Raw genomic sequence first — 11496 nt, forward strand, 5'->3', positions numbered from 1 at the left:
TCGGGGACGCCAACGCATCGGGCATGAAGTCGACGTTTACAAGCACTCCCGCCGCGCCAGGAGGCACTAATGACCAGCCATGAACAAACCGCTCCGACCCATCTCGGCATGATCGCGGCCGATTCCTTGCGCTTTGCGGTGATCGCTCTGATCGCGTTCCTCACCCTCGTCGACCTGTTCGCTGCGCAGGCGATCCTGCCTTCGCTGGTCCAAAAATTCGGCGTCAGCCGCGCGACGATGGGCTTTGCGGTCAACGCCAGCACTTTCGGCATGGCGATAGCGGGAATTGCCGTCGCGCTGTTCGGGCGCAACATCAACCGGCGCAACGGGATCTGGGTGAGCCTCGTGCTGCTTTCCATCCCGACCGTGCTGTTGTCGACGACCAGCGACATCACGACCTTCGCGATGTTGCGCGTCGCGCAGGGGCTCTTCATGTCGGCGGCGTTCACGCTGACAGTCGCTTATCTCGCGGAGCATTTTTCGCCGGCCCAGTCGGCCGGCGCTTTAGCCGCCTACGTCACCGGCAACGTCGCCAGCAACTTTTTCGGCCGCATCCTCTCCGCGGCCGTCGCCGACAATTTTGGCATCTCGGTCAACTTCCTTACCTTCGCCGCGCTCAACATCGCCGGCGCGCTGCTTGTCTGGCTGACGCTGAAGAAGACCGAGCGGATGATGACGGGCGGCGGCGCGCAGGCGACCGCCGGTCCGGCCTTGAAATATCACCTGATGGATGGCGAACTGAGGCGCGGCTTCGCCATCGGGTTCTTGATCCTGTTCGTCTTCATCGGCACCTTCACCTATGTGACCTTCGAGCTTGCTGCGCCGCCGCTGGCGCTCTCGCCGATGGCGCTGGGCCTCGTCTATTTCGTATTCCTGCCCTCAATGCTGACCACGCCGCTTGCCGGCCGGGTCGCGGGACGATTGGGCGCCGGCCGCGGCATCGGCCTGACGCTCGGCCTCGCCGCCGCCGGTCTCCTGGCGCTGCTTGCGCCGAATCTGCCGGCCGTGCTTGCCGGAATGGCGACAGTCGCAGTAGGCACGTTCCTCGCCCAGGCGATCGCGACCGGCCATGTCGGCCGAGCCGCGAAACACGACAAGGCGGCAGCGAGCGGCATCTATCTTGCCTCCTACTATACCGGGGGTCTGGTCGGCAGCTTCGTCATCGGGCAGGTCTACGATCGTCTTGGCTGGACCGCCTCGGTTGCCGTCATGGTCCTCGCCCTTGTGGCGGCGATCGCTCTGGCGAGGCGGTTGTCGCCGAATGGCTGAACGGCGTGAGCGCCTCCGCGCCCGAGTGCGCGCAGCCATAAGCCACGTTCATCAAATCAGGCAGCGAACGGCATTATCCATCCGCCGCACGCTCCAGCATCTTTCTCTAAGCCCGTCATCGGACGGGCCTCACTCACGGAGAAGAGAAATGATCCATTCAGTCAAATCGATACGGGCGGCGACAGGGCTCGCCCTGGCGCTGGCCGGTTCCGCCCTCGCCATCCCGGCAAACGCCGAAACGGCATCGGTCGGCGTCATCGCCGTCAAGAGCGACTATTCGGTCGCAGAAACCGTGGCGCGCATTAAGAAGGATGTCGCCAAGAAGGGCATCATGTTTTTCGGCGTCATCGACCAGGCCAAGCTCGGCAACGCAGCCGGCAACATGGTCAGGCCGTCGCGGCTCGTCATGTTCGGCAATCCGGCGCTGGGCACCACCTTCATAACCGCAAACCCGAAGGCGGCGCTCGACTGGCCGGTGCGCGTCGTCGTCTACCAGGGCGCCGACGGGTCGGTTTATGCCGCCTATAGCGATTTCGGCTACATCGCCAAGCGCCACGGAATCGAGAACCGGACCAAGGAATTCAATATGGCGACGGAGGTCATCCAGTCCGTCACCTCCAGCATCAGGAAATGACTATGAGCGATGCCGGGATTTTGCGATCCCGGCATCGACCGCATCACAGGGATTAAGCGAACGTCTGCCCATCGAACGAATTAATCGCTCGTTAAAGTCCGACGGGGTCTCGAGCGCTGGCTGAGTCCAAAGTCGGCTTTCGGAAGGAAAATCGGTCCGGGAAGGTCAGGAATGGGTCAGGTCACGACGATGCCCAAGCCGACCCGAATGTCCGCAATCAAAGATCTGCGGCCGGGAGCTGCCAGTCCGCTAGCGGCCGCCCAACGGACGGACGGCAAACGCTTCAAGGCGCAAGCCGCAACCAGAGTGACATTCGGGAGCCTCTGTTGCAGGATGATGTCGGCTCCAGCGATGGGACGAGTTTTGCAATGCCTGTGCAGGATCGAAAACTCTGGGGTGCAAGCGACGCCTATGAACGTTACATGGGCCGATGGAGCCGCCGGATCGCTCGCATCTTTACCGAGTGGCTCGATGTTGGTCCTGGCGAACGGTGGCTCGATGTGGGCTGCGGGACGGGTGTTTTAAGCTCCGCCATCCTGGCTCGAAGCGAACCAGCCGAGATCGTCGGCATCGACAGTTCCGAAACGTTCCTGAATTCCGCTCGCACAATGCTTTCAGATGAGCGCGTCCGTCTCATGCAAGGTGACGCGCAGGCGCTCCCTCAACCTGACAACAGCTTCGACGCTGCCGTATGCGGCCTCGTGCTCAACTTTGTACCGAACAAGGAGGCAGCCCTCCGGGAGATGGTCCGCGTCGTCCGGCGCGGCGGCATCACAGGCCTGTATGTGTGGGACTACGCTGGGCACATGCAGGTGATGCGGACGTTCTTCGACGTCGCCACACGCCTCGATCCAGGAGCCTCGGAGTACGATGACGGCGTCAAGGCGCCAATCTGCCGCCCTGGACCGCTGCAACAGCTGTTTGAACGTGCTGAATTGGATGAGGTCGAGGTGCGGGCAATCGACATCCCGGCTGCATTCCAAGACTTCGATGACTATTGGTCGCCATTCCTCGGCGGCACCGGCTCTGCGCCGAAATACTGCCTCTCGCTTGACAGCGACACACGAGAGCGGCTCCGGGACGAGCTTGAGCGGCGACTTCCGACGGGACCTGACGGAGAGATCCTGCTGGCGATAAGAGCCTGGGGCGTCAAGGGACGCGTTCGGTAGAGCCTTGGCGGTACGCCTTGGGGAGCAACGTCCTTTGACCGCATGATCGATGTCAAAGCAGTCAATCCGGTAGCGGCCCTCGTTCTGGCGTACAAGCCAAACTGAACGAACAGCAAGTTTCGGGCGTTGGGGGGGAAGTATCCGGAATGGCCAATAAGGGGTCGCTTGCTGCCCGACCCGTCTCGGGTCGGCGACGGCCGGGAATGGTGGTATCCCGCCCGACGGCTTCTGGGCGGCGAAGCTGGGAAAGCGGCTGTTCAGGTGGCCCGCCGCATTTCGACGGCAACGCGCCTCATGTCGGTCGTTCAGGCCGTCATCAGCATTCTCTGAAAGCAGAGACCGACGATGCTTGCGGGTCGGCTGGACAGTTGATGCAGTTGATGTCCTTACCACGAGCTGTGACAGGCCGTTTTGGCCCTGTAGTGCCCCCCGTTTCGCCGGACACCCGGCTACTGGGTTTGGGCTCGGATGAACTCCCGTGGGGAGCGCATTCGGAGCGCTGAGTGAGGATGGATCTCGTTGTACAACTCAACGACGGAACGCCCACGGGACCGGCCAACGCGAGCTTCTTTATCCATGGCCTCCTTGGGCGGGTTGACGAAGTCCTTGAGGTCTTCCTGATTAAGGTCTCGAAGTCCTTTTAGTGAATATGTCGAAATTCGTCCCCGTACGATATCGCGTATGTATTCTTGAGAGGCGGTATCCGTTGATATGCGTTGATACTCTTTTACCGAAATTATAAAAGAGGCAATAAGTGTCTCAATATCTTCCATTCCAAAACTGACAATCTCCTTAGAGTTAATGTCCTCGCGCGCTGTGATCTGGGTCTCTTGGATGCGAGTTCTAAAGCGTTCCTCAATGTCGGGAAAGATTGAGTGAATGTCCTTTTCGATACGGCGATATGTGGGCATATATAAGACGCGGCCAAGGCCCAAAGACTTAAGCATATTGTCGACGGATAAGGCATTCGAGCTTAATCCGATCTCGCGGCTGAGTAGCCTCTTAAAATGCGCCACGTCAGTAGACGGAATGCTCAGAACCTCCGAAATTACATCCCGATCCAGCTTCGTGAGTGTGGGTTTCAAAAGGCGATCTAGTTCATTGCGCTCGGACAACAGACTGAAGTAAGGTACGCAACCTTGGAGTTGAGCGGGGCAAGGCGTCTAAGGAGTTGATGTCCGAGCGCGTTACAGAGAGTTCGCCAAAGTCATAGACTAGGGTGAGCCGTATGAAGTCATACTCTGCCAGACGACTCCATTGGCGGCTAAGAAAAAGATAAAATAGACTTAGAAAAGTGCTCTTGCCGGTCCCATTTGGGCAGACGATGATCGAGGCCATCTGGCTGATGTCAAGGTGATAGGTTGTACCGCCCAATATTCCCTCGGCCCTAAAAGCTCGAAGTCGCGGCGGTTCGTTTTCAGCCATTTCGTTTGCCCCCTAGTTCGACATGAATGGGGGCTCCGGCACTGCCATGTCAAGGCATGTGTTTGTCGGGGGGTCGACGCTTTATCCCTCACGGGGAGGACAGTGTGGTGCAGCATCGCATGTCAACCAATTCTTGCGGTTCTGTTCGAATGGGTAAAAAGCTGTTCGAATGAGCCCTGTTCGAACAGATTTTCGTCATTCTGCGTAAGCTGATGTATGTCGCAGTAAGGTCTATTTAGGAGCGTAGTCCTAGACCGTTTCGGCTAAACCATTGATTTCTTGGAGATTTTTTGGTGCCGCTTGCGTGACTCGAACACGCGACCCCATCATTACGAATGATGTGCTCTACCAACTGAGCTAAAGCGGCAGCCGTGGTCGCGACTTGGCGGCGCGGCCGAATGTGCGCCTGATAGCTTCATTGCGCGGCGAATTCAAGCCGCGTCGCGGCGAAATCGCAGGCATTGGTTTACGGAAGCGCGGGCCCACAAGTCGCAGGCATTGGTTTCCCGGAACTGCGTGGGCTGTGCCGGCCGCGCCGAATGTCGGATGCTGGCTGTTGATTGATGCCGCCGCTGCGGCTAACGATCATGAAATGCTGGCCGCATCAAGGGGATAACGGATTGGACGCGATTGAAAAGGCGATCCGTAACGCCTTCGAGAAAGGGAATGCCGAGGACCGGGCGTTCCGCGAGAAAGTCTATCGCTCGGCATTCGCCGCGCTCGACCGCGCCCTTCAGGCCAATCCGAGCCTGACGGTCGAGGCGGCGATCAATCGCCGCAAGGCCATGCAAGCCAAGATCACCGAGATCGAATCCGAATTCCAGCCGGCGGCCGCCGCCCGTGCCGCGCCCGAGCCCTCGGCCGGCGTTGCTCCTGAAGTTGCGGCGGACGGCAGTGTCGCGCCGGAGCCCAGGATCGACGGCGCGCCGGACCGTGCCGCAAGAACTGACTCGGAACCGATAGCGGTCGCTAAGCCTGGCGGCGAACCGAGATTCGACGTCAGCGTCGAGCCGGAGCGCCGCGGGGCGGCCGAGCCCTCGGCCAGAGCGCCCGAAGTGTCGTTCGATCGGCGCGCGGAGCCGCGGGTTTCCGCGCCCACGCCCGACATCGGCGGGGCGCGCTCGCCGACGCTTCCCGGCGACGCCGCCGCCGAGGTGGCGCCCGACCGCGACGAGCGGCGCGCTCGCAGGCGCCGCCTGCCTTTCGCCCAAATGTTTCTTGCAGCGACGGTGCTGGCGGCCATCGGCATAGGCGGCTGGTGGGCGTTCCAGACCGGTCTTTTGAAAACGCCGGCCGAACGCGACACGACCGTGCCAAACCCGCCGGCGACGGTCGAGAGCGAGGATTTCATTCCCGAGGCGGAAGCGCCGCCGCTACTGCCCGGCCAGGCCGACGCTGAGCGCGACTGGATCACGGTGTTCTCGCCGGAAAACGCCTCGCAGGTTGCGGCGCCGGCCGACACCAGCGCCGAGGTGATGGAAGACGATTCCGGCAGTTTCCTGCGCATCCGGTCGGGCGAATCCGGCTCGGCGATCGTGTTCGACGTTGGTCAGGGCATTCTCGAACAAATCGCCGGCAAAAAGGCGACTTTCGACATCGTCGCCCGCGCCGAGGAAGGCCAGGAGACGGAAATGTCGGTAGACTGCAATTTCGGCGAGCTGGGCGATTGCGGCCGCAGGCGCTATGCCGTGGGCTACCAGCGCGGCGACTATCTGTTCGAACTCGATTTTCCGAACGCCAGTCCGGGGTCCGGCGGCACCATCGCCATCAACTCGGATTTTTCGAACCAGGGCAAGGCCGTCGACATCTACGCGATCCGGGTGTCGGTTGCGGAGTAGGCGTGCGTCCTTCGACAGGCTCAGGATGAGGACCGCGGGTGGTGACGTCAGCCAGTTAAGTTGGCGCTACCTGCAGCTGTTGCCCCAACGATTGATCTGTCGTTTGAGGTCGCACAAACCGTCCTCATCCTGAGCCTGTCGAAATCCTGAGCCTGTCGACGGGCGCACCAGGCATCGGCAGCGCTCAGTCCAGCAACGCCTGCAATGTCTCGATCCGGTCGGCCTCGTGGGTGGGTTTGTCCCAGCGCAGCCGCGAAATGCGCGGGAAGCGCATCGCCACGCCGGATTTGTGGCGCGTCGAGCGGTTCAGCCCCTCGAAGGCGATTTCGAGCACCAGGCCGTGGTTGCGGTCGGCGCGCACCGAGCGCACCGGACCGAAACGCTCGATCGTGTTGTCGCGCACGAATTTGTCGATCTGCTTGAGCTCCTCGTCGGTGAAGCCGAAATAGGCCTTGCCGACCGGCACCAGCTCCTCGGCGCCCTCCGGTCCCGACCAGACGCCGAACGTATAATCGGAATAGAAGCTCGAGCGCTTGCCGTGGCCGCGCTGCGCATACATCAGCACCGCGTCGACCGTGTGCGGATCGCGCTTCCATTTGAACCACGGACCTTTCGGCCGCCCGGCGAGATAGGGGGAATCGCGGCGCTTCAGCATCACGCCTTCGATCACCGGATGCGGCGGATGCCTGCGCATCTCCTCCAGCGCCGCCCAGTCGGCGAAAGGCGCGAGCGGCGACAGGTCGAAGCGCGAAGGGTCCAGCTGGGCGACGAAGGCTTCCAGATGGCCGCGCCGCTCGATGAAGGGCAGGGGACGCCTGTCCTCGGCGCCGTCCTGCAGGATGTCGTAGCAGCGCACGAACACCGGGTATTGCTCACGGATCTTGGCCGAGACCGCCTTGCGGTTCAGCCGCTGCTGCAGTTCTGAGAATGTGCCCGTCGCCTTCAGCGGGTCGCCGACCAGCAATTCGCCGTCGAGGGCACCGTCGAAATCCATGGCGTCCACCAGATCGGGAAACGCCCCGGAGATGTCGTCGCCGGTGCGCGAATAGAGCCGCCGGATGCCGCCTTCCGAAACTGCCTGGACGCGGATGCCGTCCCATTTCCATTCGGCGGCGTAGTCGGCCGGGTCGAGCTTTTCGAGGTCGCCGTCGCCGAATGGGTTGGAGAGCATGACCGGACGGAACAGCGCCCTGGCCGATTTTACCGGCTTGTCGGCTTTGCCCTCCAGCCAGGCGAACAGCTCGATGTAAGGCGGCGAGAGCCCGTGCCAAAGCTCCTCGATCTCGCCGACCTCGACCTTGCCGAAATCGGCGAGCGCCTGCTTCGCCAGCCGCGCCGAGACGCCGATGCGCAGGCCGCCGGTGACCAGCTTGATGATGGCGTAGCGTGCCGAAATGCCGGCATTGTCGAGGAGCCGCGCCAGCACCTTCGGCCCATCCGAGCGGCTGGCCGCCTGCAGCGCCGCAACCGTCTCGCCGAGCGTGAGCGCATGGTTGGGCTTGAGATGCGCCGGCGGGTCGGGCCAAACCAGCGATACGGTCTCGGCGAGATCGCCGACATAGTCGTAGGAATAGCCGAACAGCACCGGGTCCATGCGCTCCATGACTAGCATGCGCAGCATGGCCGGCTTGACCGCGGCGATACTGAGATCGCCGGTGATTGCGGCGAGCGCCAGCCCGCGGTCGGGATCCTCGACGCTGCGGAAATAATCGGTCAGCAGAATTAGCTTGCCGTTGCGCGACGGCATCATGACGAGGCGGTCGAGCAACTCGGCGAAGCGGTTCATGGGGCGGCTCGTGCGGAGGCCGGGCGAGGGGGCGCTTGCGAAATCAAAGCTAGTCCCCCTCGTCCTCGTAGCCGACGAGGTGCAGCGGGCGGGCGGAAATACCGGAAAGCTCGCACCAGCGCACCAGCGCCTCCTCGCGGCCGTGCGTCACCCAGACCTCGCCAGCGCCGGTCTCGGTAATGGTGTCGGTCAGTTCGTCCCAGTCGGCGTGGTCGGAAATGATCAGCGGCAGTTCGACGCCGAGTTGCTTGGCGCGCTGGCGGATGCGCATCCAGCCCGAAGCGTAGCAGGCGATCGGATCGGGAAAGCGCCGCGCCCAACGGTCGACGAAGGCGGACGGCGTGCCGACCACGATGGCGCCGGCGAAATCGGCCTTCGAGCCGGTCTCGACGGTCGCCGGCTGCAAATCGCCGAGCGCGACGCCTTGGCTCTCATAATATTCACAGAGCCTGGCCAGTGCGCCGTGGATGTAGATGGTTTCATGGTAGCCAGCGTCGCGCAGAAGGCGGATGACGCGCTGCGCCTTGCCGAGCGCGTAGGCGCCGATCAGGTGGGAGCGCTCCGGAAATTGCCTGGCCGATGTGAGCACGCGGGTGATTTCCTCGATGTCCGATGGATGCCTGAACACCGGCAGGCCAAAGGTCGCCTCGGTGATGAACACGTCGCATGGGATCGGGACAAAAGCCGCGCAGGTCGCGTCCGGCTGGCGCTTGTAGTCACCGGAGGCGACGATGCGGAGGCCGCCATATTCGACCGCGATCTGCGCCGAGCCGAGCACGTGGCCGGCCGGGTGGAAGGTCACGTCGACGCCGTTCACAGTGATGGTTTCGCCGAGCCTTGCAACCTGCGTCGACCCCGCGAAATCTTCACCGCAGCGGATCGCCATGATGTCGAGCGTCTCGCGTGTGGCCAGCACCGAGCCGTGCCCGGGGCGGGCATGGTCGGAATGGCCGTGGGTGATTAGCGCGCGCTCGACCGGGCGGACCGGATCGATGAAGAAATCGCCGGGGGCGCAATAGAGGCCGCCGGGTTTCGGGCAGAGCAGGTCGCGGGCGCGCATGGCTCCAAGATAGGCATTTGTTCCGTTGTGGAAAGCCTGTTGAAATTCGCTGCTGACAGGCCGATAGAGCTAGAGGCAAAGGGGGACAGTTTTACCCGGTCTGGCCGATAACCCGAAATTGCTCGGGTCGAACGATAACGAAATTGTCGTTGACGGTATCGCGGATGGTCTTCCAGTTCCGCGGCAGGGTGGATTTGAAGAAGCGCATGATGGCGTCGGCGAAGGCGCGGAAATTGTCGTAGTAGCGGTTGTGGGTGACATGCTCGTGCATGACTTTCCACAATCGCTCGATGGCGTTGAGATTGGGGGCGTAAGCGGGCAGGAAATGCAGCCGGATGCGGCATCCTGGCCGCGTCAGCCAGCCTCTGACGGCCTCGCCGCGGTGAACCGGCGCCCGGTCGAGGATAAGGTGGATCACACGTTTGTTTGGGTTGGCGCGCTCCAGCTTGGCAAGCAGATCGATCGTCGTCTGTGTCGACATCTTCAGTGTTTCGATCAGCTGCAGGTCGAAGTTCTCCAGGCACAGTGCGCCCATGAGGTTCATGCGTTCACGGCCCTTGCCGCGCTTGACGGCGAGCTTGTCGCCGCGCCGGATCCAGCCATAGGCCGGCCGGCTTTGATACTCGGGATGCACGGCATCGCTGAAGTAGACGATCTCGTCGGGCTCGAGCCGGTTGAGCAGCTTATCGTAGCAGGTCACGAAAGCTTCCTGCGCCGCCGCGTCGGCCTTGGCCGGCAGCCCCTTGGGCTTGCGGTAATCGAAACCCAGCCGGTGCAACAGCTGGATCATTCCCGGTTTGGAATAGGCGATCCCGTAGCGCCGTTCGACATGCGCCATCACCGCCGCCGTGCTCGGAAAAAGCTTGGCCGACAACGTCTCGACCAGTTCGGCTTCCTGGCAGCGCGACAGCTTGCTCTGGCTGCCCTTCCAGCCGAAGCTCCGCAACGCTTGCGTTCCGTCGGTGGTAAAAGCCTTGTGCCAGCCGCGCACCGTGTCGTCGTCGAGGTAGAGCGCCCGCGCTACATCTTCACAGCTCCAGCCGTCGTCCAGCAGCAGGATGGCGTTGGCACGGCGCGCAACCCCGTGCCTCTCCGTCGGCCGCCGCACCACCGCCTGCAGATAGGCACGCCCTTCCTCGCTGAGAAAACCGCCGCGAATCATGCGGCCAAAAGAATCGACCCCAAACTACCTGTCAACCTCTTCTTCGCGTTGTCAGCGAGTCGGGGTATTACTTTTTGCCCCCTGCGCGACCTGTAGACGGCCGCGCCCTTCCCGGGCAACAAAGTAAACTGTCCCCGGCACTGCTCCACCAAGGACTATTCCATTTTGAAACCGCTAGAAACCTGTTCCGGCGACCTTCTGGCCGACCGCCGCGCCGACTATGCCGAGATGCTGTTCGGCTCGGGTGAGCACACGCAGGCGGCCGAACTGATGCTCGGCGCGCTCGAACTCGCGCCCGGCTGGGCGATGGGCTGGTTCCGCCTCGGCGAATTCCATGAGGCGGCGGGCGCACTCGACCAGGCGTCGGAAGCCTGGCGCATGGTGCTGAAGCTCGATCCGGCTGACCGGTCGGGTGCGGCGCTGAAGCTCGCGCTGACCGGCGCTGCGCCCGCGGCCGACGCGCCGCCGAGCGCCTTTGTCGAGGCGCTGTTCGACCAGTATGCGGAGAAATTCGATGACGCGCTGGTGCGCGGTCTCGAATACCGCGTGCCGGACCTGCTCGCGGAGGCCATCCGCACCGTCGGCCGGGAGCACTTCGGTCTCGTCCTCGACCTCGGCTGCGGCACCGGCCTGATGGGCGAGCGGCTGCGGCCGGTCGCTGACGTGCTGGAAGGCTACGACATTTCCGCCGAGATGTTGAGGAAGGCGCGCGGCAAGGGCGTCTATGACCGGCTTATGAAGGCAGACCTGCAGACGATCCAGCTTGCGCCGGCGAGCGCCGATCTCGTCACAGCGGCCGACGTGTTCATGTATCTCGGCGCCCTGGACAGGATTGCCGCCAAGGTGGCGGTGGCGCTACGCAGCGGCGGCCTGTTTGCCTTCTCGGTCGAGCGCCATCCCGGCACGGAAGATTTTATCCTGCGCGACACCCGCCGCTATGCGCATTCGGAGGCCTACATCCGCGACCTGATGGCGCGAAATGGATTCGCGGTGCCGTCGCTGGAGATGCACATTATCAGGCAGGACCGCAGCGAGCCTGTTGAAGGGCTGATCGTGGTGGCTGAGCACGTTGACTGATCGATGGCTGATCACGGTTTGTTCACAAAATCGCTTGGCGGCTTGAGCGGTCCGCGCTAGTTCTTGGCGCGTGAAC

Annotated in this window: 9 protein-coding genes and 1 tRNA gene; 5 read left to right on the top strand and 5 right to left on the bottom strand. The window is 62.7% G+C overall.

What is annotated here, in order from left to right:
- The first annotated feature begins 69 nt into the window (after positions 1-69).
- The 3 genes from ABVK50_RS01645 to ABVK50_RS01655 all read left to right on the top strand — a co-directional run bounded on the left by ABVK50_RS01645 (position 70) and on the right by ABVK50_RS01655 (position 3072).
- Positions 70-1269, top strand: a complete 1200-nt coding sequence (locus ABVK50_RS01645; protein ID WP_353643096.1) for an MFS transporter — start codon at positions 70-72, stop codon at positions 1267-1269.
- A 148-nt stretch (positions 1270-1417) separates the two neighbouring features.
- Positions 1418-1903, top strand: coding sequence for a DUF302 domain-containing protein (locus ABVK50_RS01650; RefSeq protein ID WP_353643095.1), 486 nt, complete (start codon positions 1418-1420; stop codon positions 1901-1903).
- A 326-nt stretch (positions 1904-2229) separates the two neighbouring features.
- On the top strand, positions 2230-3072 hold the full coding sequence (locus ABVK50_RS01655) for a methyltransferase domain-containing protein (protein ID WP_353643094.1): 843 nt from the start codon (positions 2230-2232) through the stop codon (positions 3070-3072).
- Positions 3073-3521: 449 nt separating this feature from the next.
- On the opposite strand, the gene ABVK50_RS01660 is transcribed toward ABVK50_RS01655, so the two are convergent.
- On the bottom strand, positions 3522-4157 hold the full coding sequence (locus ABVK50_RS01660) for a hypothetical protein (RefSeq protein WP_353643093.1): 636 nt from the start codon (positions 4155-4157) through the stop codon (positions 3522-3524).
- A 631-nt stretch (positions 4158-4788) separates the two neighbouring features.
- Positions 4789-4864, bottom strand: a tRNA-Thr gene (locus ABVK50_RS01665).
- A 253-nt stretch (positions 4865-5117) separates the two neighbouring features.
- Here ABVK50_RS01665 and ABVK50_RS01670 point away from each other — a divergent pair.
- Positions 5118-6335, top strand: coding sequence for a hypothetical protein (locus ABVK50_RS01670; RefSeq protein ID WP_353643092.1), 1218 nt, complete (start codon positions 5118-5120; stop codon positions 6333-6335).
- 184 nt (positions 6336-6519) lie between these two features.
- Here ABVK50_RS01670 and ABVK50_RS01675 read toward each other — a convergent pair whose 3' ends face one another.
- The 3 genes from ABVK50_RS01675 to ABVK50_RS01685 form a co-directional block, all read right to left on the bottom strand.
- Positions 6520-8121: a cisplatin damage response ATP-dependent DNA ligase gene (locus ABVK50_RS01675; RefSeq protein ID WP_353643091.1), complete on the bottom strand. Its 1602-nt coding sequence runs from the start codon at positions 8119-8121 to the stop codon at positions 6520-6522.
- 49 nt (positions 8122-8170) lie between these two features.
- Positions 8171-9181 carry a ligase-associated DNA damage response exonuclease gene (locus ABVK50_RS01680; protein WP_353643090.1) on the bottom strand — a complete coding sequence of 337 codons (1011 nt, stop codon included), beginning with the start codon at positions 9179-9181 and terminating at the stop codon, positions 8171-8173.
- A gap of 91 nt (positions 9182-9272) precedes the next feature.
- Positions 9273-10343 carry an IS630 family transposase gene (locus tag ABVK50_RS01685; RefSeq protein ID WP_353643089.1) on the bottom strand — a complete coding sequence of 357 codons (1071 nt, stop codon included), beginning with the start codon at positions 10341-10343 and terminating at the stop codon, positions 9273-9275.
- Between the two features lie 165 nt (positions 10344-10508).
- Between ABVK50_RS01685 and ABVK50_RS01690 the strand changes: the two genes are divergently transcribed.
- The gene (locus ABVK50_RS01690) at positions 10509-11420 is read left to right on the top strand and encodes a methyltransferase domain-containing protein (protein ID WP_353643088.1); all 912 of its coding nucleotides are present in this window, start codon (positions 10509-10511) and stop codon (positions 11418-11420) included.
- The last annotated feature ends 76 nt before the right edge of the window (positions 11421-11496 follow it).

The organism is Mesorhizobium sp. WSM2240, from assembly GCF_040438645.1.
In the GTDB taxonomy this organism is placed as follows: Bacteria; Pseudomonadota; Alphaproteobacteria; order Rhizobiales; family Rhizobiaceae; genus Allomesorhizobium.